The following is a 23,011-nucleotide window of genomic DNA, read 5'->3' as shown; positions in this document are numbered from 1 at the left end:
TGTCGGCGGGACCGAAACGGATCGCCGAGGAGATAGGGCTTGGCGGACCGGGCGCGGGTCGCCGACGGGGGGACGGCACGGTCGGTACCCCGTGCGAGCATGACGCCGTGTCCGCCCTTTCCGTCGCCGTCGCGCCCGGATCGCTCAACGCCGCCGCCCAGCCCACCGTCGACGCGGGGGAGGGCCTGACGTTGCGCCCGTTCGGCGACGACGACGCCGACGCCCTCGTCCGTGCCTACGCCGACCCGGCCATCCAGCGCTGGCACCGGCGTTCGCTGACCCACGACGAGGCGCTGGAGTGGGTCCGCGGGCGGGCGCACGCGCGATGGCAGCGCGAGACCGGCGCCGAGTGGGCCGTCGTCGACGGCGCAGGCGACCTCGTCGGGCGCGTCGGCCTTCCGGTGCTGCACCTCGACGAGGGCATCGCGGAGGTCGGCTACTGGGTCCTGCCGGAGGGTCGCGGGCGAGGCGTCGCCGGCCGGGCGCTCACCGCCATGACGGCGTGGCTCTTCGACGTCGGCCTGCACCGCATCGAGCTCATGCACTCGGTCCACAACGAGCCCTCGTGCCGGGTCGCCGTCAAGAGCGGGTTCGACCTCGAGGGCGTGCGGCGCTCGGCCCTCCTGCACCCGGACGGCTGGCACGACATGCACCTGCACGCCTGCCTGGCCCCCGCCTCACCCGCGCCTGAGTCGGGACGGCCCGTCACGTGCGGACCACGACGGCTGTGGCACGCTGGGGCCCATGAGCGAGCCCGTCGCCGAGCAGCCCGCCCCCGACACCGAGCACTACGTCGTGCGCCAGCGCGTCACGATGATGGTCAACCGGTACGAGATCCACCGCTCCGACGGCAGCGGAGCCGAGCTGGGCCTGCTGTGCTTCGCCGAGCAGAAGCGGATGAAGCTCAAGGAGGAGGTCACCTTCTTCAGCGACGCGGCCAAGACGCACGCCCTCTTCGGGTTCCGGGCCCGCAAGGTCATCGACCTCGGTTCCGGCTACGACGTCCTCGATGCCACCGGCGCGCCGATCGGCTGGTTCAAGAAGGACTTCGGCGCCTCGCTCGCCAGCTCGACGTGGCACCTGCGCGACGCCGCGGGCCTCGAGTCCACGGGCACCGAGCGCAACGCGAAGGTCGCCATCCTGCGCCGCGTGTGGGACTTCGTGCCGGTGCTCGGCGACATCCCGGTGCCCTGGCTGTTCCACTTCGACTTCCGGACGCCGCAGGGGGAGGTCGTGCTCAGCTCGACCAAGCGCATCGGCGTCCGCGACATCTACCACGTCGACCTGCCGGCGCTCGCCGACGGGCGGCGCCTCGACTGGCGCGTCGGGGCCGCGATGGCCGTCGCCCTCGACGCCCTGCAGTCCCGCTGAGACGCGGTCGGTGGCACCCGCGCGGGCCGATAGACTTCGGCCGTCCGGCACGGACGCTCCTGACCCCATCCAGACAGGGAGAACCATCACCGATGGGAAGCATCGTCGTCGACGTCATGCTCAAGCCCGAGATCCTCGACCCCCAGGGCCAAGCCGTCGGCGGGGCACTCCCGCGCCTCGGCTTCGACGGGTTCACTGACGTCCGACAGGGCAAGCGGTTCGTCCTCACGGTCGACGGTGACGTCACCGACGGCCACCTGGAAGCGGCCCGCGAGGCCGCCGAGAAGCTGCTGTCGAACCCCGTCATCGAGGACGTCGTGTCCGTCCGGGTCCTCGAGGAGCCCGCGGACGACGCGGAGCCGAAGGACGACGCGCAGTGAAGGTCGGCGTCGTCACCTTCCCCGGCTCGCTCGACGACCGCGACGCGGCCCGGGCCGTGCGCGCCTGCGGTGGCGAGGCGGTCTCCCTCTGGCACGGCGACGCGGACCTCAAGGGTGTCGACGCCGTCATCCTTCCCGGCGGGTTCTCCTACGGGGACTACCTGCGCTGTGGCGCCATCGCCCGCTTCGCGCCGGTCATGGACCGGCTCGTGCCGGCGGCGCAGGGCGGCCTGCCGGTCCTCGGCATCTGCAACGGCTTCCAGGTGCTCACCGAGAGCCACCTGCTGCCCGGCGCGCTGATCCGCAACGACCACCGCAAGTTCAACTGCGTCGACACCCGGCTCGTCGTCGAGAACGCCTCGACGGCGTGGACCGGCGACTTCGAGGCCGGTCAGGAGATCACCGTCGTCCTCAAGAACGGCGAGGGGGGCTTCGTCGCGGACGAGGAGACCCTCGACCGGCTCGAGGGGGAGGGGCGCGTCGTGTTCCGGTACGTCCCCGACGCGGAGGGCCGCAACCCCAACGGGTCCTACCGGCACATCGCCGGAATCACGAACGAGCGGGGCAACGTCGTCGGCCTCATGCCGCACCCGGAGCACTGCGTCGAGGAGGGCTACGGCCCGAGCCTCGACGGCCGGGCCTTCTTCACCTCGCTGATCACGCACACCCTCGAGAGCGCAGCCACCGCATGAGCGACACCGCAGCACAGGCCACCGTCGAGACCGCCCCGTCCGCCGTCGACACGGTGGAGCACGCGGCGGCGACACCCGACGTCGACCAGCCGTGGGCCGAGCTCGGCCTCAAGGAGGACGAGTACCTCAACATCCGCGAGATCGTCGGTCGCCGGCCGACCATCGCCGAGCTCGCCATGTACTCGGTCATGTGGTCCGAGCACTGCTCGTACAAGTCGAGCAAGGTCCACTTCAAGCTCTGGGGCGAGAACACCACCGACGAGATGCGCGAGAAGCTGCTCGTCGGCATCGGCGAGAACGCCGGCGTCGTCGACATCGGTGACGGCTGGGCGGTGACCTTCAAGGTCGAGTCGCACAACCACCCGTCCTACGTCGAGCCGTACCAGGGCGCGGCCACCGGCGTCGGCGGCATCGTCCGCGACATCATGTCGATGGGGGCACGCCCGATCGCCGTCATGGACCCGCTGCGCTTCGGCAACCTGCACCACCCCGACACCCAGCGCGTCCTGCCCGGCGTCGTCGCCGGGGTCGGCGGCTACGGCAACTGCCTCGGCCTGCCGAACATCGGCGGCGAGGTCGTCTTCGACGACTGCTACCAGGGCAACCCGCTCGTCAACGCGCTCTGCGTCGGCGCGATGCGGGTCGAGGACATCCACCTGGCCAAGGCCACCGGCGTCGGCAACAAGGTCATCCTCTTCGGTGCCAAGACCGGCGGCGACGGCATCGGCGGCGTCTCGGTCCTCGCGTCCGAGACGTTCGAGGCCGGCGGCCCCGCCAAGCGCCCCGCAGTCCAGGTCGGCGACCCGTTCGCCGAGAAGGTGCTCATCGAGTGCTGCCTCGACCTCTACCGGGCGGGTGTCGTCGCCGGCATCCAGGACCTCGGCGGCGCCGGGCTGTCCTGTGCCACCAGCGAGCTCGCGAGCAACGGTGACGGCGGCATGCACGTCGAGCTCGACCTCGTGCCGTTGCGCGACGCGACGCTGCAGCCGCACGAGATCCTCATGTCCGAGTCGCAGGAACGGATGATGGCCGTCGTCGAGCCGGCGAAGGTCGAGGAGTTCCTCGCCATCACGGACCGCTGGGACGTCGAGGCCACCGTCGTCGGCGAGGTCACCGACGGCGACCACCTCGTCATCACGTGGCACGGCGAGGTCATCGTCGACGTGCCGCCGCGCTCGGTGGCGCACGAGGGCCCGACGTACAACCGCCCGCTCGCCCGGCCGGACTACCTCGACGCGCTCAACGCCGACTCGGCCTCCGCCCTCGAGCGACCCGAGACCGGTGAGGACATCCGCGCCCAGCTGCTGACGCTCATCGGCTCGCCCAACCTCTGCGACAAGTCGTGGGTCACCGACCAGTACGACCGCTACGTCCTCGGCAACACGGCGCTCGCCCAGCCCGACGACGCCGGTGTCGTGCGTGTCGACGAGGAGACCGGGCGCGGCGTGGCCGTCGCCACGGACTGCAACGGCCGCTTCGCCAAGCTCGACCCGTACGCCGGCGCCCAGCTGGCCCTCGCCGAGGCCTACCGCAACGTCGCCACGGCCGGCGCCGAGCCGCTGGCCGTCACCGACTGCCTCAACTTCGGCTCGCCCGAGGACCCGGGCGTCATGTGGCAGTTCCGCGAGGCCATCCGGGGCATCGCCGAGGGCTGCAAGACCCTCGGCATCCCGGTCACCGGCGGCAACGTGTCCTTCTACAACCAGACCGGTGACGTCGCGATCCACCCGACGCCGGTCATCGGCGTCCTCGGCGTCATGGAGGACGTCTCGAAGCGCTCCGGCTCCGGCTTCCGCTCCGACGACGCCCACGTCTACCTCCTCGGCACGACCCGCGCCGAGCTCGACGGGTCCGAGTGGGCGCACGTCGTGCACAAGCACCTCGGCGGGGTGCCGCCGCGGGTCGACCTCGCCGCGGAGCAGGCGCTCGGTGCCGCGCTCGCGCGGGCGGCGAAGGCCGGCGTCGTCGAGGCCGCCCACGACCTGTCCGAAGGCGGCCTCGCCATCGGCCTGGCCGAGATGGCCATGCGCCACGGGGTCGGGGTCACGGTCGACGGCCTCGACCGCGTCGGGACGACCGAGGACGGTCAGCCCCTCGACGCGTTCACGGCGCTCTTCTCGGAGTCCGCGGCCCGCGCGCTCGTCGCCGTCCCGGCCGGTCGCGCCACCGAGTTCGAGCAGCTGCTCGGCGACGTGCCGCACGCGCGCATCGGCGTCACCGGTGGTCGCGACGTCGTCGTCGGCGACCTGTTCACGGTGTCGGTGTCCGAGCTGCGCTCGGCGCACCGGTTCACGATGCCCGCGGTCTTCGGCGAGTGAGCCGGCCCTAGCCGCAGCTGTCCAACGGGTGGGGCGGCGCCCTGACCGGGCGTCGCCCCACGCGTGTCAGACGACACGCCAGCCGGTGGCATCCGGCGGCTCGGGGCTGCCGATCCCCTTGTCGCCGAAGGGTTTCGCGCCCGCGCAGAGACGGTCGAGCTCGACCCCGGCCCGCAGCCCCGTCGGGAGCGGGGCGCGGGCGACGTCGCGGCGCAGCCGCTCGACCGGCAGCGGCGAGCCCGACGCGACGAGGACGACGTTGCCGAACCGTCGACGCTTGAGCACCTCGTGCGTGGCCAGGAGCGCGACGTGCGGCAGGACCTGCCGGGCCGTCGCCACGACGCGCGACACCCAGCGCAGCCCCGGCTCGTCGGCGAGGTTCCACAGCGCCAGGCCATCGGTGCCGAGAACCCGCGCCACGTGCGTGGCGTAGGCCGACCCGACGAGCTCGCCGGGGACGCGTCCGGCGGCGTACGCGTCGGTCACGAGAACCGCGGCCGACGCGTCGCGCAGGCCCGCGACGCCGGTGAGCCCGTCGACGGGGCGCACGCGGATGCGGTGCCGTCGGGGGAGCGGCACCTGCTCGCGGACGAGGGCGGTCAGCTCGGCATCCGGCTCGAGGACGATCTGCGGCGAGCCCGGCCGCGTCGCCTCGACGTACCGCGGCAGCGTCAGCCCCGCGCCCCCGACGTGCGTCACGGCGAGCGGCGCAGGAGGCTCCGGGACGAGCGCGTCGAGGACGAGCGCGAGGTGCTGGACGTACTCGAAGACGAGGACGGTGGGGTCCTGCGGCTGCACGTGCGACTGGGGCGAGCCGTCCATGTGCACCGTGACCCCGCCGCGGTCGTCCCACTCGAGGGTGATGCGCCGGGAGGGACCGGCGCCGCCGCCCCGGCCCGCGGCGTCGTCGGTGGGCCCGGCCCGGCGGCCGCGGGCGCTCACGTGAGGTCGACGACGAGCTGGCGCTGCTCGCCGTAGCGGCGAAAGCCGACGGAGCGCAGGATCGGTGAGGACGTGTCGACGCGTCCGTGCGTCAGGGCGAGGGTGGCGCCCCGCTCGAGCACGCGCCGCAACCGTGCCTCCAGCACGGCCCGGTACGCTCCGCGTCCGCGCAGGTCCGGGTGGGTGCCGGCGCCCCAGAACCGTGCGACCGGACCGACGAGCGTCCACCCGCCCGTGCTCGCCGCCCGGCCCTCGACCGAGGCGAGGACGCGACCGCCCGACCCCTCGGCGAGGCCGCGCTCGACCTCGTCGAGGGCCAGGTCCACCTCCGCGTCGTCCGGCACGTCGCCGCCGAACGCGAGCTGGCTCAGGACGAGCGACTCGACCACGTCGGTCCGGTCGGCGACGCGCCGCACCGTGACGTCGGCGGGCACCCCGAGGTCGGGCAGCCGGCCCTGCGACAGGTCGAGGGCGAGCACGTCCATCCGCTCGACGACCCTGCCGCCGCGACGCACGACCTCGGCCTCGAGCCCCTCCGGACGCGTCGTGTCCGAGACCGTCCACCACAGCCGGTCGCGGCCGAGGTCGCGGGCGACCGCGTGCACCTCGTCGACGAGGTCGCGCGGGTCGCGCTCGGACTCGACGACGCGCGCCCCCGTCGGCGTCAGGAACGTCGGGGGGTAGGCGACGACGAGGTACTCGTCGGTGGCGACGCTGCGGGCAAAGGCAGGCACCCACGCCCACGCGTTCGACGCGGCGAGCACCGCGGCGTCGTCCCAGGGCGAGGCGTCGTCGGGCCTCCGGTCGAGCGTCACGGGCCCAGCGTAGGAGGACGCCGTGTCAGGACCCCATCGCGGTCGTGCCGTCGGACATCACGGGGGAGATGAGGCCGAAGACGTTGCCGTCGGGGTCGTGCAGGTAGGCGAGGCGGCCGACACCCGGCATGTCCGCCGGTGCCAGGGCCTCGGTGCCGCCGAGCTCCAGCCCGCGGGCGAACAGGCCGTCGACGTCGTCGACCGCGACGACGAGGTTGGCGCCGCTGACCGGGCCACCCTTCTCGGGTGCCGGGCCCTGCCGCTGGGTCAGCCCGCCGTTGATGCCGTGACCCGCCCCGCCCTGGCGCATGGACTCCTCGCCGGTGTCGATGGCCCAGTACGGCATGTCGCCGAACTGCTGGAACGACCAGCCGAGCAGCTGGCCGTAGAAGTCGGCGAGGCGCTCGGGGTCCGAACCGTGGATCTCGAAGTGGACGACGAGGTTGGACATGGTGGCTCCTTCGACGTGCCCGTTCTGGTGGTCCGACGCTACGACCCTGCACCGACGGCGGCAACGGTCCGGCCGGCGGCTACCGTCAGGGGATGCGCTTCGGTCTGACGATCCTGCCCGAGCACGCCTGGTCCGTGGCCGAGCCGATGTGGCGGGAGGCCGACGCGATGGGCTTCGACCACCTGTGGACCTTCGACCACGTCACGTGGGAGGGCCTGCCCGACTCGCCGTGGTTCGCCGCCGTGCCGACGCTGGCGGCCGCCGCAGCCGTGACGTCGAGGGCACGCCTCGGCACCTTCGTGTCCTCGCCGAACAACCACCACCCGGTCCAGCTCATGCGGGAGGTGCTCGCCCTCGACGACATCTCCAGTGGCCGGTTCCTCCTCGGCGTCGGCAGCGGGGGCGACCTCGACTCCCGGATCATGGGCGAGGACCTGCCGCTCAGGCAGCGCGTCGAGCGGTTCCACGAGTTCACCGAGCTGGTCGACCGGCTGCTGCGCGAGGAGCGCGTCACGGCGCAGGGACGCTTCTACGCCGCGCACGACGTCCAGACGCGTCCCGGACCGGTGCGTGGCCTGCCCGGCGGGCATCGGGTTCCGCTCGTCGTCGCGGCGAACGGCCCGCGCTCCATCCGCCTCGCGGTGCACCGTGGCGACGGCTGGATGACCTACGGCGGCACGGCCGACACCGACACCGCATGGTGGCACCTCGTCGCCGGCCACTGCCGCGTCGTCGAGGAGGCGCTCGAGGCGTCCGGTCGCGACCCCGGCAGCCTCGACCGGTACCTCAACCTCGACAGCGCCCCGACCTTCTCGCTGAGCAGTGCCGACGCGTTCGAGGACGCCGTCGGGCGCGCCGCCGAGCTCGGTTTCACCGACGTCATCACGCACTGGCCGCGTCGGTCCGGGCCCTTCGCCGGCACGCGCGCCGTCCTCGACGCCGTCGTCACCGGCGTCATCCCGCGCCTGCGGTGACTCCGACGGGCCCGGTCCCTCGCCGGGCCTCGCGCCCCGGGGCGGCCCGGTGGGTGTCTGTCCCGCGGCTAGGCTGGCGGCCATGCCCCCACGCCGACGCACCCCCGTCGACGCCGGCCGGGCCGCGCTCGAGGCCTGCCGCAGGGCCGACTTCGCCGCCGACCGCCAGACCATCGCGACCGCCGTGCGGTACACCCTCGAGGAGCTGGCCTCGGTCGCCCCGGGGCGCACCGTCGAGGTCCGTGTCCCGCCGTTCGGGGCCGCCCAGTGCATCGAGGGCCCGGTGCACCGGCGCGGGACCCCGCCCAACGTCATCGAGACCGACGCCGACACGTGGTTGCGGCTGGCCGTCGGCGACCTCGCGTGGGACGAGGCCGTCGACGCCTCCCGCGTCCGGGCGAGCGGCCAGCGAGCCCACCTCGAGGGCCTGCTGCCGTTGGCCTCGCTTACGCTGGGCCCGTGAGTCCCGACGTCCCCCGCACCCCGAACTTCAAGCGCTTCCTCGTCACCGGGGCCCTCGTCGGGCTCGTCGTCGGCGTGGTGGTCGGGCTGCGCGAGCCGGGCGGACCCAGCTACTCGCTGACCAGGTCCTACGACGTCGGGACGGCGGTGCTGTTCCTCGGCGCCCTGGGGGTCTTCCTCGGGGCGGGCCTCGCCGGCATCGTCGCGCTCCTGCTCGACCGCACGGGCCGCGACGGCTCGTGACCGGCCGGGGCGCCGGCGTGCGCGCGTCGTGACCATCGCACCGCGCGGTGGGCCGCTGGCCGGGGTCCGCGTCGTCGAGCTGGCCGGCATCGGCCCGTCGCCGTTCGCAGCCATGCTCCTGGCCGACCTCGGCGCCGACGTCATCCGGGTCGACCGGCCGGGCCTGTCGCCGTTGCCCGTGCCCCTCGACCCCGAGCGCGACCTGCTCCGACGCGGTCGCCCCTCCGTCGCGCTCGACCTCAAGCACCCCGACGGGCTCGGGGCCGCGCTGCACCTCGTCGAGCGGGCCGACGTCCTCGTCGAGGGCTACCGCCCCGGCGTCGCGGAGCGCCTCGGCCTGGGCCCCGACGCGTGCCTGGAGCGCAACCCGCGCCTCGTCTACGGACGGATGACCGGCTGGGGCCAGGACGGGCCCCTCGCCCAGGCCGCCGGGCACGACATCGGCTACATCGCCGTCACGGGGGCGCTCGGAGCGATCGGCCGCGCCGGCGGCCCGCCGCAGGTGCCGGTCAACCTCGTCGGTGACTTCGGCGGCGGGGCGCTCTACCTCGTCGTGGGCGTGCTCGCAGCGCTGCTCGAGGCGCGCGCGAGCGGGCGCGGGCAGGTCGTCGACGCGGCGATCGTCGACGGCACGGCGCACGTCTCCTCGCTCGTCCTCGGACTCCTCGGGGCGGGCCTGTGGAGCGGACGGCGGGGCACCAACCTGCTCGACACCGGTGCCCCGTTCTACGACGTGTACGAGACGAGCGACGGCGGCTGGATGGCGGTCGGCCCGCTCGAGCAGGGCTTCTACGACACGTTCCTCGAGCTGCTCGGCCTCTCCGACACGGCGCCGAGCCGGTCGGACCCCGCCGCGTGGCCGGCGCTGCGCGCCCTCCTCGCCGACACGTTCCGGACCCGCAGCCGCGACGCCTGGACCGAGCTCTTCGAGGGCACCGACGCCTGCGTCGAGCCGGTGCTGTCGTACGCGGAGGCGCCGGCCCACCCGCACCTGGCCGCGCGTGGCACGTACGTCGAGCACCACGGCGTCGTGCAGCCCGCCCCGGCGCCGCGGTTCTCACGCACCCCGGCGTACCTGACGACGCCGCCCTCGGCGGTCGGTGCAGACACGCGCGCCGCCCTCGCCGCGTGGGGGGTGCCCGACGTCGAGGGCCTGCTGGCCTCCGGCGCGGCGCTCGAGGCGCCGGACGCCTCGGATGCGTCGGAGGCGCCGGACGCGTCGGGGACGACACGGACGGCGCGGTGACGGCGTCGTGAGGCTCTTCGTCGCGGTCGTTCCTCCCACCCACGCCCTGGAGGACCTCGCGGCGCAGGTCGAGCCGCGGCGCGAGGCCGGCGGTGACCTGCGGTGGACCGACCCGCACCAGTGGCACGTCACCCTGGCGTTCCTCGGCGCGGTCCCCGAGCACCGGCTCGACGACCTCACCGAGGCCCTCGGCGCGGCCGCCTCGCGCCGGGACCCGCTCGTCCTGCGGCTCGCGGGCGCGGGGGCCTTCCCCAACCCGTATGCCGCACGCGTGCTGTGGGTCGGTGTCGAACAGCTGCACGGCGACCTCGACGCCCTCGCCAGGAACGCCCGCGGCGCCGCCAACGGCGTCGGGGCCACGCCCGACGGCACGCGGTTCCACCCGCACGTCACGCTCGGGCGCTTCCGGCGGCCGGCCGAGGCGACGCGCTGGCTGCGCGCCTTCGAGGCGTACGAGGGCCCGACGTGGCGGGCCGAGGAGGTCGTGCTCGTCGAGTCGCACCTCGGGCAGGGGCGGGGTCGTCGCCCCCGGTACGAGGTGCTCGCGGCGCTGCCCCTGCGGGCTCCCGCCGACTGAGCACGACGCGTCCACCCGGGCCGCACGCGTCCGGGCGAGGCTGCCGGCTGTGCGACACTGGGGCAGTGGCACGCGGCGACGGTCGACTGAACCATGACCTCATCCCCGGCGAGAAGGGCCCGCAGGACGCCTGCGGGGTCTTCGGCGTCTGGGCCCCGGGAGAGGACGTCGCGAAGCTGACGTACTTCGGGCTCTATGCGCTGCAGCACCGCGGCCAGGAGTCCGCGGGCATCGCGACCGGCGACGGCGAGAAGATCCTCGTCTACAAGGACATGGGCCTCGTGTCGCAGGTCTTCGACGAGACCGCCCTCAGCTCGCTGCGGGGGCACCTCGCCATCGGGCACACGCGGTACTCGACGACCGGCGGGTCGACGTGGGAGAACGCGCAGCCCACGCTCGGCGGCACCGGCCACAGCACGATCGCCCTGGCCCACAACGGCAACCTCATCAACACCGTCGAGCTCAAGGCCCTCGTCGACGAGCACTTCGGCGGTGCGCGCGTCACCGGCGAGCTCGCCCGGGGCAACACCTCCGACACGGCGCTCGTCACGACGCTGCTGGCCGCCGACGAGGACCGTACCCCCGAGCAGGCCGCCCTCGAGCTGCTGCCGAAGCTGCGGGGCGCCTTCTCCTTCGTCTTCATGGACGAGCAGACGCTGTACGCCGCGCGCGACCCGTGGGGCGTGCGCCCGCTCGCCCTGGGCCGCCTCGAGCGGGGCTGGGTCGTCGCGTCCGAGACCGCAGCGCTGCAGACCATCGGCGCCTCCGTCATCCGCGAGATCGAGCCCGGCGAGCTCATCGCCATCGACGAGAACGGGCTGCGCTCGCACACGTTCGCCGAGCCGCAGCCGAAGGGCTGCGTCTTCGAGTACGTCTACCTCGCGCGCCCCGATGCCGTCATCCGCAACCGTGTCGTGCACGAGGCGCGGGTCGAGATGGGCCGCGTCCTCGCACGCGAGCACGCCGTCGACGCCGACCTCGTCATCGGCGTCCCGGAGTCGGGCGTACCGGCCGCCGTCGGCTACTCGCAGGAGAGCGGCATCCCGTTCGGCCAGGGCTTCGTCAAGAACGCGTACGTCGGGCGCACCTTCATCCAGCCCTCGCAGACGCTGCGCCAGCTCGGCATCCGGCTCAAGCTCAACCCGCTCGAGCACACGATCCGCGGCAAGCGCCTCGTCGTCGTCGACGACTCCATCGTGCGGGGCAACACCCAGCGCGCCCAGATCCGGATGCTGCGCGAGGCCGGCGCCGCCGAGGTGCACGTGCGCATCAGCTCGCCGCCCGTCCAGTGGCCGTGCTTCTACGGCATCGACTTCGCGACCCGGGCCGAGCTCATCGCCACGGGCCTCGGGACCGAGGAGATCCGCGCGTCGATCGGCGCCGACTCGCTCGGCTACATCTCCGAGGACGGCATGATCGCGGCGACCCACCAGCCGCGCGAGCAGCTGTGCACGGCCTGCTTCACCGGCCGGTACCCGATCGAGCTGCCCGAGGACGGCCACATCGGCAAGCACGTGCTCGAGACCCTGCCGCTCACGGTCCGCACCGGTCACGACCGCTCCGTCGACGTCGAGGGCGTCAGTCTCGGGGTCGCCGTCGGCGGCGAGAGCGCCCTGCAGCACCCCTGACCCCCTCTGCGGTTCGAGGTATCTGCTCGCGCTCAGGCGCGACGAATCACCTCCACCCTCGGGCTCACCGATCGATTCGAGGTATCTGCTCGCGCCCGGGTGCGACTTATCACCTCGACCGGCGGGCCGGCTCGGTCGTCCACAACCCCGGCGACGGGTGGCGAGCCGTCCACAGACGCCTCCGTGCCCGTGCGCCGACGCGCCGCCCTCGTCGACCATCGGACCCGTGACCGGTTCCGCACGCCGAGCCATGGCCTCGGCCGCAGCCGCAGCCCACGGGGGAGTGGTGTCCCGCCGACAGCTGCGCGAGCTCGGGATCACGCACGACCACGTCCGCAACGAGGTCGCCGCCGAGCGCTGGCTGGCAGTGGGCAGGCAGGCCGTCGCCGTGCACCGCGGCCCGCTGCCGGCCGTGGCCAGGGCCTGGTCGGCCATCTGGGAGGTGGGTGAGCGCATCGCCGTGCTCGACGGTGTCACGAGCCTGGTCGCCTCCGGCCTGACGGGCTTCGACGAGGAGCTGCTCCACCTGTCCGTCCGCCACAGCCACGACGTCCCCCGACTCGATGGCGTCCGCGTCCACAAGCTCATCCGGCGCCTCGACGACGAGGTCCTCGGCGTCGGCGTCCCTCGCACGCGACCGGATGTCGCGGCGGTCCGGGCTGCCGGATGGGCCGTGAGTGACCGGCAGGCCGCCCTGGTCCTGCTCATGGCCGTGCAGCAGCGGTTGACGACCGCGGCGGCGCTCCAGGTGGCCGTCGCCTCGTGCCTCGGACGCCCGCGGCGCGCCTTCATCAAGGGCGTCGTCCGGGACGTGGCGCTCGGCGTCGAGTCGCTCGGCGAGCTCGACTTCGCGCGGCTGTGCCGGGCACGGGGTCTGCCGGAGCCCTCGCGCCAGGTCGTGCGCCAGGGGCCCCGCGGCCGGATCTACCTCGACGTCCGCTGGCACACGCGGGGACTGGTGGTCGAGGTCGACGGCATGCAGCACCGCGAGGGGCTCGCCGTCAGCGTCGACAACCTCAGTCGCAACGCGGTCGTCCTCACCGGCGACAGGGTCCTGCGAATCGACCTGGTCGGTCTGCGCCTGCACGAGGACGCGTTCATGCAGCAGGTCGCTCTCGGCCTCGCAACGTCTCGGTGGAGGTGATTCCTCGCTCGGTGCGGCGAGCGGATACCTCGGCACACGGCCTCCCTTCGGAGTCGAGATGCTTCGTCGCGGTCGGGCACGAGCGATCACCTCGACCGCGGACGAGAGGAGGGGGCAGAGAGGGCCGCTGACCGGCGGACGGCGGACGGGGGAGCCGAGGAGCGCCGGTAGGCTGGGGGCCGTGAGCGACGCCCCCATCACGTATGCCTCAGCCGGAGTGGACGTCGAGGCGGGTGACAAGGCCGTCGAGCTGATGAAGGCGTCGGTCCGACGCGCGACGCGACCCGAGGTGGTCGGTGGGCTGGGCGGCTTCGCCGGCATGTTCGACGCGAGTGCGATCGCCCGTATGACGCGTCCGATCCTCGCCACGAGCACCGACGGCGTCGGCACCAAGGTGGCGATCGCCCAAGCGCTCGACCGCCACGACACGATCGGCTTCGACCTCGTCGGGATGGTCGTCGACGACATCGTCGTGTGCGGCGCCGAGCCCCTGTTCATGACCGACTACATCGCCACGGGCAAGGTCGTGCCAGAGCGCGTCGCGGCCATCGTCGGTGGCATCGCCCGGGCGTGCGAGGAGGCGGGCGTCGCCCTCGTCGGTGGCGAGACCGCCGAGCACCCCGGACTGCTCGAGCCCGACGAGTACGACGTCGCGGGCGCGGCCACCGGTGTCGTCGAGTTCGCCGACGTCCTCGGCCCGCAGCGCGTGGCCGACGGCGACGTCGTGGTGGCGCTCGCGAGCAGCGGCCTGCACAGCAACGGCTACAGCCTCGTGCGTCGCGTCGTCCAGAGCGCCGGCTGGGCCCTGGACCGGCACGTCGACGACTTCGGCCGCACGCTCGGCGAGGAGCTGCTCGAGCCGACCCGCATCTACACCCGGCCGCTGCTCGCGCTCATCGGTGACGACGACGTCGACGTGCACGCCCTGAGCCACGTCACCGGCGGTGGGCTCGCGGCCAACCTGGCCCGGGTCCTGCCGGCCGGTACGTTCGCGCGGCTCGACCGGTCCACGTGGACGCCTCCCGCGGTCTTCCGCACCGTGCAGGACCTCGGACGCGTGCCCCAGGCCGACGTCGAGCGCACCCTCAACCAGGGTGTCGGGTTCGTCGCGGTGCTGCCCGAGGCCCACGCCGCCCGAGCGGTCGAGCTGAGCCGGGCGGCCGGCATCGCTGCGTGGCGCCTCGGCGAGGTGACGACGGAGGAGACCGCCACCACCACCGGCATGATCGTCCCGGACGTCGAGGTCGTCCGTGGGGCGAAGGGCGTCGAGGGGGGCGCCGTCCAGGTGGTCGGGTCGCACCCGGCGCCCTGAACCGGGCCGCGCCGGACGCGAACGGCGCCGGTCGGCCCGCGACGTCCTCCATCCGCCTGCGGCCAGCACGGCCAGCACGGCCAGCACGGGATGCCCGGGCGCGACGCAGCCTGCGAAGGACGCATGCGGACGGCCGTGAAGGCCCAAGGGGGGACGAGCCCCGGCTCAGAGCTTCCGGGACCCATCGAGGGACGACAGCGCGTCGGTGCCGCGAGGACGACCACGTGCCGGGTGACGAGTCACCCGGCACCTGTCGTGAGGACTGGAGGGGGCGAGCTCACCGCTCGCCCGACGCCCACTTCCCGTACTCGTCGTACTCGTTCTCGCTGTTCAGGGACGGCGACTCGTTGTCTCCGTCCCGCTGAGACGAGCCGTGCAGCTCGCGCTCCAGCGCGCTCAAGTCCGTGTTCGGCGTGTAGTACTTGAGCTGCCGTGCGACCTTGGTCTGCTTGGCTTTGGCTCGGCCGCGCCCCATGGCGTGACCCCCTCATGCGTCGTGCCGGGGCGGCATCGCTCGGCGGGGAGACCTTCGGCTCTCCGTCTTCCGCGTAGCGGCCCCGGGATGTGTGGTGTCTGCGTGGTGCTAACGCTACATGAGCGAGGCAAATCGTGCCCGCGTCCACCCCGGCGATCGAGCCGCGTCGACGGGAACGAGCCGTGGTATACACCATGGCTCCGACGCTCGTGCCGATATGAGACTTTCGGGGTTTAACTGCCATTCAGGCGCTCGAGACTTTACTCTTGCTTTACTGAGCCCCGGTTGGGGCACATGCGTGTCGCTGCACCTAGCGACAGGGTGGTGGGGATATGACAATGACGACTCAGGATCGGCACGACACCGAAAAACTGCTCACGCCTGCTGAGGTCGCGGCCCTCTTCAGGGTCGACCCGAAGACGGTCACCCGATGGGCCAAAGCCGGCAAGCTGACCTCGATCCGGACCCTCGGCGGGCATCGCCGGTACCGGGAGTCCGAGGTTCGCGAGCTCTTGGGCGGCGGGCACTGACCGACCGGGACTGGGGGGTACCGGCCGACGAACCAGGGGAGGGGCGCCGACGTGCGCCCCTCCACCTGCCTCACCCTGCGCCTGCGGCCCACCACCCGGCTGCTCGGCGTGGACGTGGCGGCGTCAGGGGCGCGCTCTAGGGTCGGGGGATGACGACTCCGGAGATCAGCGCCATCACCCTCGGCGTCCGCGACGTCGAGGCGTCCCGCGACTTCTACGTCGACGGGCTCGGGTTCCGGCCGGTGCTGCACCTGCGCGGCGAGATCGCCTTCGTGCAGTGCGCCCCGGGTCAGGTGCTCGCGCTGTGGAACGTGACCTCGATGCCGAGCGAGTACGGCGACGTCGGGCACGGCACGCAGGCGCCACCGATGTCGCTGGGACACAACGTTGTTCGCGCGGAGGAAGTCGAACGGCTCCACGACGCAGCCGTGGCGGCCGGCGCGACGAGCGTCACGGCCCCGGCCCTGCGTGAGTGGGGCGGCACGAGCGCCTGTGTCGCGGACCCCGACGGCTTCCGCTGGGACTTCGTGCACAACCCCGGGTTCCGCGTCGACTCGGACGGCACGGTCCACCTGGGCGAGTGACCGGTCACCACCCCAGCCGGCCCCCATGGGCGGCCGGCCTCAGTGGCCGAGGGCCCGCAGCTGCAGGCGCAGCGCGAGGCGCGTCTCGGGGTCGTGCAGGTCGAGGTCGACGACGTCGGACAGCCGCTGCATCCGGTAGCGCAGCGTGTTCGGGTGCACGTGCACGGCCCGGGCCGCCGCGCGGGGGTCCCCCGGGTGGTCGAGCCAGGCGGCGACCGTCTCGAGGTAGGCCGTCCCGTGCTGCTCGTCGTGCTGGCGCAGGGTCTCGACCGGGCCCAGCAGCTCCTCGGTCCAGATGCCGCCGAGCGCACGGGCGTTGGTCACGGCGGCCCAGGCGTCCTCGACCGTGACCGTCGTCCCGTGGACGCGCCCGGCCTCGCGCAGCCGCTGCACCTCGGTGGCCTCCCGCCGGGACCGGTCGAGCTGTGCGACGCGGGAGACGCGTCCACCGGCGCTGGCGGTCGCCGTCGGGCTCACGCGCGCGACCTCCGTCACCACCCCGAGCAGCCACTCCCACGTGCCGGGCGTCGAGTCACCGGGCACGTCACGGACGAGGACGAGGGCGACGCCGTCGAAGATCGCCAGCAGCGGCTGGCGCCAGGACCGCCGCCGCGCCGCCGACTCCCACACGTCGAGCTCGCGTTCGGTGGCACCACCGGTGCCGCCGGCGCCCCCGCTGGCCCCGGCGGCCCTGCTGCCGCCGCTCCCGGCGCGCGCGGTGCCGCCTCCGCGCCCGCCGGGCGTGGCGTCCGCCGGTGCCCCTGACGCCTCGGACGCCTCGTACGCCCCGGCGAGGACGGCGACCCGCCACGGCGGCGGGGGCAACCACCCCTCGGCCTCGAGGCTGTCACCGCTGAGCACGGCCCGAACCCGGTCGGCAGCGACGCGGCGGGCGAGGTCGGCCTGGGAACGCAGCCGGAGCAGGTGGAGGGCGACGACCGACGCGGTCTGGCCCAGCGAGCGGCGCACGGCCTCGGGCGGCTCCTCGTCGACGACGGCCCAGATGGAGCCCAGCCACTCGGTCCCGGCGCGCACCGGCACGACGAGGCGCGCGCCGAGGTCCCGGCCGGCGGGGACGAAGAACGGTTCGTCGGAGCGCGCGAGGCGCCGGAAGACGCCCCGGCCGCGCAGCGACGCGATGACCTCGTCCGGCACCCGGCGGCCGACGATGGTCGACACGCGGGCGGGGTCGGCGACGGCCTGCGCCGAGGAGTAGGCGAGGACCCGGGACTGGGTGTCCTCGATGGTGATCGGGCCGCCGACGAGGCCCGCGCAGGCGTCGGCGAGCGCGAACAGCTCGTCGAGCACCGGACCCTCGGCCCGGAGCGCGGGGCCGCTCGCGGCGCGGTCCAGGACGCCGCGCAGCAGCCACACGACGTGCGCCCAGGAGGCGTGGTCGGCCAGCTCGACGAGGGCGACACCGTGTCGTCTGGCGGCGGCGCGCACCCGCGGGTTCCGCGCCGCGGCGCGTCGGAGCACGACGGCACCGACGTCGACGCCGGCCGCCCCCTCGAGCAGGGCCTCGGCGTCCGCAGGCCGGTCGACGCCGACGCCGAGGAGCAGGTCACCGGCCTGGCCGAAGACGCCGGAGCCGGGCTCGGCGAGCGTCACGTCGTCCACGGTGCCTGCGCCCGCGTCGACGACGACGGTGAGCAGGCCCCCGCCGATGGTGCCGACGAGCTGGGCGACCGGCAGCCCGACCGAGCTCGTGGAGGACGTCCTGGTGGCGGCGCGGCTCGACGCGCCCCGCGGGGGAGCCATGCGCCCATGGTGACACGCCGTTGTGCTGCGGGCACAACCAGGGGGCTGAAGTGTGGCGAGCCAGCACCAAGGGTCCACGAGATGCCGGTCGCACCATGGGGGACAGGCGCCGGCGGCGCCGCACCCCACCGCAGTGCCGCCGCGCCCCACCGAGGCCCTCCGGCACCCCGCGAACAGGAGTCGACCCCATGGCTGGCAGCACCCCGTCCGTCCCGTCCTCGCACCCCGCCCCCGGCCGCGTCGCCGTCGTCGGCGCCGGCATGGTGGGCCTGGCCACCGCCTGGTTCCTCCAGGAGCGTGGCGTCGAGGTCACCGTCATCGACCGGGAGGGTGTCGCCGCCGGCGCCTCCTGGGGCAACGCCGGCTGGCTGACCCCGGGCATCGCCACGCCGCTGCCCGAACCGGCTGTCCTCAGGTACGGCCTGCGGGCGGTCCTGTCGCCGACGTCGCCGGTCTACGTGCCGCCGAGCGCGAACCCCGACTTCCTGCGCTTCGTCACCGGGTTCACCCGCCACAGCACGATGAAGGCGTGGAAGCGGGCCATGGGCGCCCTCGTCCCCGTCAACGACCTATCGCTCGCGAGCTTCGACCTCCTCACGGACGGCGGCGTCGACGCGGAGACGTACGAGGCCAAGTCGTTCACGGCCGCCTACCGCACCGCCGAGGAGCGCCAGACGCTGCTCGAGGAGATCGAGCACATCCACGCGTCCGGCGGCGACATCGCCTTCGACGTCCTCACCGGCGACGAGGCCCGCGCCATCGAGCCGGCCCTGTCCGACGAGATCGGCGCGGCGATCGTGCTGCACGGCCAGCGCTTCATCAACCCCGGCGCGTTCGTCGGCGCGCTGGCCGACTCGGTCGTGGCCCGCGGCGGCAAGATCCTCACGGGCAGCGAAATCGCCTCCATCGTCGACACCGCCACCGGCGTCGTGCTGACGAACGAGGACGGCATCGCCGAGACCTTCGACGCGGTCGTCGTCGCGACCGGTGCCTGGCTCGGCGGGTTGGCCCGGGAGCTCGGGGTCAAGCGCGTCGTCCAGGCCGGCCGCGGCTACTCGTTCAGCGTCGAGGTCGAGGACCTGCCGAACGGTCCGGTCTACTTCCCGGCCGCGCGGGTCGCGTGCACGCCGGTCGGTGACCGCCTCCGGGTCGCCGGCATGATGGAGTTCCGCAGGCCCGAGGCGGCCCTCGACCAGCGCCGCATCGGGGCCATCGTCGAGGCGGCCCGGCCGCTGCTCAAGGGCGCCGACCTCGACCGGCGCCAGGACGAGTGGGTCGGCTCGCGCCCCTGCACCATCGACGGCCTGCCGCTCATCGGCGCGACGCGGTCGTCGAAGGTCTTCGTCGCCGGTGGCCACGGCATGTGGGGCATCACCCTCGGCCCGGTCACGGGCCGTCTGCTCGCGGAGCAGATCGTCACCGGAGTGACGCCGGACGAGCTGCGTCCGTTCAACCCGCTCCGCTGACGCGGAGGCACCTGGGAGGGTGCTGGGCCCGTCCGTCGGACACGTCGGACGGGCCCTCGCACGTCCGGGGCGAGGCGGCGCGTCAGGCCTGCGACGCCGGGACCGGGTTGACGGTGCAGACGAAGCGCTTGACGACCCCGATGTCGACGAGGTCGCCGCTCGACAGGGCTGCCACGACCTCGTCGGTCGCGTCGAGCACGCCGTTGCCGTCCAGGTCGCCGGACGCCAGCGCCGCCGCGTACCCGTGCGGGGCCGTCACGGCGTGGACGGCCCAGCGGCCGCCGTTGAAGTCGGCGTAGCCGGGAGCCGACGTCGCGACGCTGCGCTGCAGCGTCCCGAAGCTGTAGATCGTGTCGTAGCTCTGCTCGGGCGCACCGGTGCCCGACAGGTCGGTCGGCGTGGCCACCGTCCGGTACAGCGTGTGGTCGACGTAGAAGGCGGGCCCCGAGACTCCGGCCGAGGCCGGCCCGACGCCGACGGCGAGGACGGCAGCGCCCGCGGCGACGACGGCGGCGAGCACGGTCTGGTGGTGGGTTCGCTTGTGCTTCATGGGTTCTCCTCGATGAACCGGTCGGGCGACCGGGTTGCCCTCGATTCAAGTGGCGCGGCGGGGCGGGTGCCATGACCTCGTCGTTACGAGCTCCTTACGAGGTGCTGACGTCGGCACCCGACGCGTCCGTCCCGACCCCGGACGACGCCGTGCCGGACCTATCCTGAGCCCGTGGAGCCGGTGGAGCGCGTGCTCGTCGTCGATGACGACCCGACGGTCTCGGGCGTCGTCGCCGCCTACCTCGACCGTGCCGGGTTCGGCGTCGAGGTCGTGGCCGACGGGCGAGACGCGGTCGCCTCCGTCGCCCGTCGGCGCCCCGACCTCGTCCTGCTGGACCTCATGCTCCCGGGGCTCGACGGTCTCGAGGTGTGCCGCCGGCTCCGAGCGGCCCACCCCGCCCTGCCGGTCGTCATGCTCACGGCGCGAGGCGAGGAGCACGACCGCATCGCCGGGCTCGAGCTCGGGGCGGACGACTACGTCACGAAACCGTTCAGCCCGCGCGAGCTCGTCCTGCGTGTGGAGTCGGTCCTGCGTCGGTCCCGAGTGGTGCCCGGCGTCGGGACGCCGCCACCGGGCGCCGGTGGGGCGAGCCTGCCCGACGCGCCGGACCTGCTCGTCGACGGCGACCTGACCGTCGACGTCACCGGTCGCCGCGTCCACCTCGGTGACGACGAACCGGTCCTGACGACAAGGGAGTTCGACCTGCTGGCCTGGTTCGTCCGACACCCCGGACGCGTGTTCACCCGTTCGGAGCTGATGCGCTCGGTGTGGGGCTGGGACTACGGCGACGAGTCGACGGTCACGGTCCACGTGCGCCGGGTGCGCGAGAAGGTCGAGACCGACCCGGCGGCGCCCCGTCGGCTGGTGACGGTGTTCGGGGTCGGCTACCGCTGGGACTCCCGTGCCTCGCGGGCCCAGCCGGGTCCCGACGCCACGGCGGGGGCACTCTGATGGGCAGCACCGGCGTTCAGGCCGTCCTCGTGTCGGCCGGCATGGCCACGGTCGTCGGCTCCCTCGGCGCGATGCTCGTCCGGCGCGCCACCCGTCGGCCCACGGTCCGGGCCGCCGTCGTGGCGGCCATCGCCGCGCCGCTCGTCGTGGTCCTGGCCGTCGGCGCCGGCATCTACACGAGCTCGCGGGCGATGCTGCTGTCGGAGCACGACTCCTCGCTCGTCCTCCTCGGTCTGCTCGCGACCGTCCCGGTCGCCGTGGCCGCCGGCTGGGCCATCGCGCGGCACGTGCAGGACCTCGGGCGCGCCGTGTCCCGCGCGCAGGAGGCCCGACTGCGAGACCAGGTCGTGGAGGAGCGACGGCGCGAGCTGGTCGCGTGGGTCTCCCACGACCTGCGCAGCCCGCTGGCCGCGATGCGGGCCCTGGCCGACGCCCTCGAGGACGCCGTGGTGCCCGACCCGGCGGCCGCGTTCGCCCAGCTGCGGCGCGAGATCGGACGCCTCGACGGCATGGTCGGTGACCTGCTCGACCTCTCGCGCATCACGGCGGGTGACGTCGGGCGCGACCCCGTGCTCGTCGACCTGGTGGACCTCGTGTCGGACGTCGTGGCTGCGGCGCGCCCGGTGGCGGCCCGGGCCGGTGTGACCGTCAGCGGCACGTCGACCGGGACCCCGACGGCGAGGGTGGACCCGCGCGACCTGACGCGCGTCGTCGACAACCTCGTCGGCAACGCGGTGCGACACACCGCACCGGGAAGCACCGTGCGCGTGGACCTGTCGTGCGACGGCCCGGACGCCCTGATCGCCGTGTCGGACGCGTGCGGCGGCATCCCGGAGGACGTGCTGCCCCGGGTCTTCGAGCCCGGCTTCCGCGGGTCCGCCGCGCGCACGCCGACGGGTACCGCCGGCGCCGGCCTCGGACTGGCCATCGTGTCGGCCCTCGTCGACGCCTACCGAGGCACGGTCACGGTGGCGAACGTCGGCGGAGGCGGGGCGGTCGTCGTCAGGTCCGACGGACGCAGGTCCGACGCGAGCCCCGGGTCCGGGCCGGCGGTGGGCTGCCGCTTCGAGGTACGCCTGCCCCTCGACGGCGCGCCGGCGACCCCACGACCGACGCCGCTGCACGGCCGGGCCGCCGACGCGTCCTCGGACGAGCTGGCCCGCTGACGGGGGCGGCGGAGCGACGCCGGTGCCCCCGGCCCTCTCCGGGCTGTGTCAGTCGGACCCCGGCCCGTCGCCCGGCGAGCCGCTGTCGGAGCCGCTGCCGGAGCCGCTGCCGGAGCCGCTGCCGGAGCCGCTGTCGGAACCGCTGCCTGAGTCGCTGCCTGACCCGCCGTCCGACCCGCTGTCGGAACCGCTGCTCGAACCCCGGCGCGAGTCCGTGCCCGACTCGGCGTCGTCGCCCGAGCCGGACGCGTCGTGGGACCCCGACCCGTCGTCCCCGACGCTGCCGCCCGAGTGCTCCCTGTCGGACGACTCGGGCGTGGCGGACAGGCCGGAGCCCCCGCTCGTGCTCCCACGCGTCCGGCCCGGACCGGAGCGCTCACCGCCGTCGGCCTCGTCGCGAGCGTCGTCACCGTCGTGACGCGTGCTCGCACCGGACCCGCGAGTACCGGCGGACGCTGTCCCGGCGGGGCCGCCCTCTCCGCGGCCGGTCCCGCGGACGGCGGTGGCGGTGCTCGGGGAGCCCCCAGCGGGGGCGCGAGGGGGCTCGACCACGCCGGTCGCCGGCTGGAGCCGGTGGCGCGCCGCCGCGAGCATCCCGGCGACGCCGGCCAGACGGGCGCGGACGGCGTCGACCCCGAGGGTGCCACCCAGGGGGTCGCGCACCCCGTCGAGGACGGCGGAGGCGTCGGCGAGCAGCGACTCGGCACGGTCGAGGGCCGCAGCCGTCGGCTCGGCGTCGGGCGGTGTGACGAGCCCCGCTGCCTCGGTGACGAGCGCCTGCGCCCGGACGAGGGCGACGGGCGCGGCCGGCAGCACGGGGACGGGCACGGGCGGTCGGGTGTGCGCGGCCGGGACGAGTCCGAGCGCGATCGACGCGGCAGCGGCGACGAGGATGCGCGAGCAGATGACGGCGTGACGCTGCCGACCGCGCGAGCCCTGTCTCTTATACACATCTGACGCTGCCGACGACGGA

The 23,011-nt window shown here is 74.1% G+C and carries 24 protein-coding genes and 1 pseudogene; 18 read left to right on the top strand and 7 right to left on the bottom strand.

The window, feature by feature from the left end; all coding sequences use genetic code 11:
- Window positions 1-107 precede the first annotated feature (107 nt).
- The 5 genes and pseudogenes from ACR9ZK_RS09215 to purL form a co-directional block, all read left to right on the top strand.
- Window positions 108-581 (top strand): annotated as a pseudogene (locus ACR9ZK_RS09215) (GNAT family N-acetyltransferase); the annotation flags it as partial.
- 163 nt (window positions 582-744) lie between these two features.
- Window positions 745-1,371 carry an LURP-one-related family protein gene (locus tag ACR9ZK_RS09210; protein ID WP_481341597.1) on the top strand — a complete coding sequence of 209 codons (627 nt, stop codon included), beginning with the start codon at window positions 745-747 and terminating at the stop codon, window positions 1,369-1,371.
- A gap of 92 nt (window positions 1,372-1,463) precedes the next feature.
- Window positions 1,464-1,751 carry a phosphoribosylformylglycinamidine synthase subunit PurS gene (gene purS / locus ACR9ZK_RS09205; protein WP_481341603.1) on the top strand — a complete coding sequence of 96 codons (288 nt, stop codon included), beginning with the start codon at window positions 1,464-1,466 and terminating at the stop codon, window positions 1,749-1,751.
- On the top strand, window positions 1,748-2,443 hold the full coding sequence (gene purQ / locus ACR9ZK_RS09200) for a phosphoribosylformylglycinamidine synthase subunit PurQ (protein WP_481341596.1): 696 nt from the start codon (window positions 1,748-1,750) through the stop codon (window positions 2,441-2,443). The genes purS and purQ overlap by 4 nt, the downstream gene beginning before the upstream one ends.
- On the top strand, window positions 2,440-4,761 hold the full coding sequence (purL, locus tag ACR9ZK_RS09195) for a phosphoribosylformylglycinamidine synthase subunit PurL (RefSeq protein WP_481341595.1): 2,322 nt from the start codon (window positions 2,440-2,442) through the stop codon (window positions 4,759-4,761). The genes purQ and purL overlap by 4 nt, the downstream gene beginning before the upstream one ends.
- 66 nt (window positions 4,762-4,827) lie before the next feature.
- Here the strand turns inward: purL and ACR9ZK_RS09190 are convergent, their stop codons facing one another.
- Genes ACR9ZK_RS09190 through ACR9ZK_RS09180 form a run of 3 tightly spaced genes read right to left on the bottom strand, consistent with a single transcriptional unit; the run spans window position 4,828 to window position 6,969 of the window.
- Entirely contained in the window at window positions 4,828-5,703 is an 876-nt protein-coding gene (locus ACR9ZK_RS09190; RefSeq protein WP_481341594.1) for a spermidine synthase, read from the bottom strand.
- The gene (locus ACR9ZK_RS09185; RefSeq protein WP_481341593.1) at window positions 5,700-6,518 is read right to left on the bottom strand and encodes a GNAT family N-acetyltransferase; all 819 of its coding nucleotides are present in this window, start codon (window positions 6,516-6,518) and stop codon (window positions 5,700-5,702) included. The genes ACR9ZK_RS09190 and ACR9ZK_RS09185 overlap by 4 nt, the downstream gene beginning before the upstream one ends.
- A 25-nt stretch (window positions 6,519-6,543) precedes the next feature.
- A complete protein-coding gene (locus ACR9ZK_RS09180; RefSeq protein WP_481341592.1) occupies window positions 6,544-6,969 on the bottom strand; it encodes a VOC family protein in 426 nt (141 codons plus the stop codon).
- A 92-nt stretch (window positions 6,970-7,061) separates the two neighbouring features.
- On the opposite strand from ACR9ZK_RS09180, the gene ACR9ZK_RS09175 reads away from it, so the two are divergent.
- The 8 genes from ACR9ZK_RS09175 (at window position 7,062) to purM (ending at window position 14,555) form a co-directional block, all read left to right on the top strand.
- Entirely contained in the window at window positions 7,062-7,943 is an 882-nt protein-coding gene (locus ACR9ZK_RS09175) for an LLM class flavin-dependent oxidoreductase (RefSeq protein WP_481341591.1), read from the top strand.
- Between the two features lie 82 nt (window positions 7,944-8,025).
- Entirely contained in the window at window positions 8,026-8,406 is a 381-nt protein-coding gene (locus ACR9ZK_RS09170; protein WP_481341590.1) for a sterol carrier family protein, read from the top strand.
- Window positions 8,403-8,648 carry a hypothetical protein gene (locus tag ACR9ZK_RS09165; protein WP_481341589.1) on the top strand — a complete coding sequence of 82 codons (246 nt, stop codon included), beginning with the start codon at window positions 8,403-8,405 and terminating at the stop codon, window positions 8,646-8,648. The genes ACR9ZK_RS09170 and ACR9ZK_RS09165 overlap by 4 nt, the downstream gene beginning before the upstream one ends.
- Before the next feature lie 28 nt (window positions 8,649-8,676).
- A complete protein-coding gene (locus ACR9ZK_RS09160; RefSeq protein WP_481341588.1) occupies window positions 8,677-9,894 on the top strand; it encodes a CaiB/BaiF CoA transferase family protein in 1,218 nt (405 codons plus the stop codon).
- Between the two features lie 7 nt (window positions 9,895-9,901).
- On the top strand, window positions 9,902-10,471 hold the full coding sequence (gene thpR, locus ACR9ZK_RS09155; protein ID WP_481341587.1) for an RNA 2',3'-cyclic phosphodiesterase: 570 nt from the start codon (window positions 9,902-9,904) through the stop codon (window positions 10,469-10,471).
- A 65-nt stretch (window positions 10,472-10,536) separates the two neighbouring features.
- Entirely contained in the window at window positions 10,537-12,099 is a 1,563-nt protein-coding gene (gene purF, locus ACR9ZK_RS09150) for an amidophosphoribosyltransferase (protein WP_481341586.1), read from the top strand.
- A 226-nt stretch (window positions 12,100-12,325) separates the two neighbouring features.
- Complete coding sequence (locus ACR9ZK_RS09145; protein WP_481341585.1) at window positions 12,326-13,243, top strand: hypothetical protein; 918 nt, start codon at window positions 12,326-12,328, stop codon at window positions 13,241-13,243.
- Between the two features lie 181 nt (window positions 13,244-13,424).
- Complete coding sequence (purM, locus tag ACR9ZK_RS09140; protein ID WP_481341584.1) at window positions 13,425-14,555, top strand: phosphoribosylformylglycinamidine cyclo-ligase; 1,131 nt, start codon at window positions 13,425-13,427, stop codon at window positions 14,553-14,555.
- A 277-nt stretch (window positions 14,556-14,832) separates the two neighbouring features.
- Here purM and ACR9ZK_RS09135 read toward each other — a convergent pair whose 3' ends face one another.
- Window positions 14,833-15,030 carry a DUF3073 domain-containing protein gene (locus tag ACR9ZK_RS09135; protein WP_481341583.1) on the bottom strand — a complete coding sequence of 66 codons (198 nt, stop codon included), beginning with the start codon at window positions 15,028-15,030 and terminating at the stop codon, window positions 14,833-14,835.
- 338 nt (window positions 15,031-15,368) lie between these two features.
- Between ACR9ZK_RS09135 and ACR9ZK_RS09130 the strand changes: the two genes are divergently transcribed.
- Window positions 15,369-15,560 carry a BldC family transcriptional regulator gene (locus ACR9ZK_RS09130; RefSeq protein ID WP_323102359.1) on the top strand — a complete coding sequence of 64 codons (192 nt, stop codon included), beginning with the start codon at window positions 15,369-15,371 and terminating at the stop codon, window positions 15,558-15,560.
- Window positions 15,561-15,709: 149 nt separating this feature from the next.
- A complete protein-coding gene (locus ACR9ZK_RS09125; RefSeq protein WP_481341582.1) occupies window positions 15,710-16,144 on the top strand; it encodes a VOC family protein in 435 nt (144 codons plus the stop codon).
- Window positions 16,145-16,183: 39 nt separating this feature from the next.
- On the opposite strand, the gene ACR9ZK_RS09120 is transcribed toward ACR9ZK_RS09125, so the two are convergent.
- A complete protein-coding gene (locus ACR9ZK_RS09120) occupies window positions 16,184-17,905 on the bottom strand; it encodes a helix-turn-helix domain-containing protein (protein WP_481341581.1) in 1,722 nt (573 codons plus the stop codon).
- 188 nt (window positions 17,906-18,093) lie between these two features.
- Here ACR9ZK_RS09120 and ACR9ZK_RS09115 point away from each other — a divergent pair, with 188 nt between their 5' ends.
- The gene (locus ACR9ZK_RS09115; RefSeq protein WP_481341580.1) at window positions 18,094-19,371 is read left to right on the top strand and encodes an NAD(P)/FAD-dependent oxidoreductase; all 1,278 of its coding nucleotides are present in this window, start codon (window positions 18,094-18,096) and stop codon (window positions 19,369-19,371) included.
- 82 nt (window positions 19,372-19,453) lie between these two features.
- On the opposite strand, the gene ACR9ZK_RS09110 is transcribed toward ACR9ZK_RS09115, so the two are convergent.
- Window positions 19,454-19,921, bottom strand: coding sequence for a hypothetical protein (locus ACR9ZK_RS09110; RefSeq protein WP_481341579.1), 468 nt, complete (start codon window positions 19,919-19,921; stop codon window positions 19,454-19,456).
- 171 nt (window positions 19,922-20,092) lie between these two features.
- Here ACR9ZK_RS09110 and ACR9ZK_RS09105 point away from each other — a divergent pair, with 171 nt between their 5' ends.
- Together ACR9ZK_RS09105 and ACR9ZK_RS09100 are read left to right on the top strand one after the other, a co-directional pair.
- Entirely contained in the window at window positions 20,093-20,872 is a 780-nt protein-coding gene (locus tag ACR9ZK_RS09105) for a response regulator transcription factor (protein WP_481341578.1), read from the top strand.
- Entirely contained in the window at window positions 20,872-22,038 is a 1,167-nt protein-coding gene (locus tag ACR9ZK_RS09100; protein ID WP_481341577.1) for a sensor histidine kinase, read from the top strand. The genes ACR9ZK_RS09105 and ACR9ZK_RS09100 overlap by 1 nt, the downstream gene beginning before the upstream one ends.
- Window positions 22,039-22,086: 48 nt before the next feature.
- Here ACR9ZK_RS09100 and ACR9ZK_RS09095 read toward each other — a convergent pair whose 3' ends face one another.
- Window positions 22,087-22,989, bottom strand: coding sequence for a hypothetical protein (locus ACR9ZK_RS09095; RefSeq protein ID WP_481341576.1), 903 nt, complete (start codon window positions 22,987-22,989; stop codon window positions 22,087-22,089).
- Between the last annotated feature and the right edge of the window lie 22 nt (window positions 22,990-23,011).

The sequence above is a fragment of the Monashia sp. HAY1-5C genome (assembly GCF_056755255.1).
The sequence above is the reverse complement of the archived record's forward strand: the minus strand, read 5'-3'. Positions and strand labels throughout refer to the sequence as shown.

Excerpts from the sequence above, each read along its gene's own strand:
- ACR9ZK_RS09210 (WP_481341597.1), top strand. The coding sequence starts at position 745 with ATGAGCGAGCCCGTCGCCGAGCAGCCCGCCCCCGACACCGAGCACTAC.
- purS (WP_481341603.1), top strand. The coding sequence starts at position 1,464 with ATGGGAAGCATCGTCGTCGACGTCATGCTCAAGCCCGAGATCCTCGAC.
- purL (WP_481341595.1), top strand. The coding sequence starts at position 2,440 with ATGAGCGACACCGCAGCACAGGCCACCGTCGAGACCGCCCCGTCCGCC.
- ACR9ZK_RS09180 (WP_481341592.1), bottom strand. The coding sequence starts at position 6,969 with ATGTCCAACCTCGTCGTCCACTTCGAGATCCACGGTTCGGACCCCGAG.
- ACR9ZK_RS09175 (WP_481341591.1), top strand. The coding sequence starts at position 7,062 with ATGCGCTTCGGTCTGACGATCCTGCCCGAGCACGCCTGGTCCGTGGCC.
- ACR9ZK_RS09170 (WP_481341590.1), top strand. The coding sequence starts at position 8,026 with ATGCCCCCACGCCGACGCACCCCCGTCGACGCCGGCCGGGCCGCGCTC.
- ACR9ZK_RS09135 (WP_481341583.1), bottom strand. The coding sequence starts at position 15,030 with ATGGGGCGCGGCCGAGCCAAAGCCAAGCAGACCAAGGTCGCACGGCAG.
- ACR9ZK_RS09130 (WP_323102359.1), top strand. The coding sequence starts at position 15,369 with ATGACGACTCAGGATCGGCACGACACCGAAAAACTGCTCACGCCTGCT.
- ACR9ZK_RS09125 (WP_481341582.1), top strand. The coding sequence starts at position 15,710 with ATGACGACTCCGGAGATCAGCGCCATCACCCTCGGCGTCCGCGACGTC.
- ACR9ZK_RS09120 (WP_481341581.1), bottom strand. The coding sequence starts at position 17,905 with ATGGCTCCCCCGCGGGGCGCGTCGAGCCGCGCCGCCACCAGGACGTCC.
- ACR9ZK_RS09115 (WP_481341580.1), top strand. The coding sequence starts at position 18,094 with ATGGCTGGCAGCACCCCGTCCGTCCCGTCCTCGCACCCCGCCCCCGGC.
- ACR9ZK_RS09110 (WP_481341579.1), bottom strand. The coding sequence starts at position 19,921 with ATGAAGCACAAGCGAACCCACCACCAGACCGTGCTCGCCGCCGTCGTC.
- ACR9ZK_RS09100 (WP_481341577.1), top strand. The coding sequence starts at position 20,872 with ATGGGCAGCACCGGCGTTCAGGCCGTCCTCGTGTCGGCCGGCATGGCC.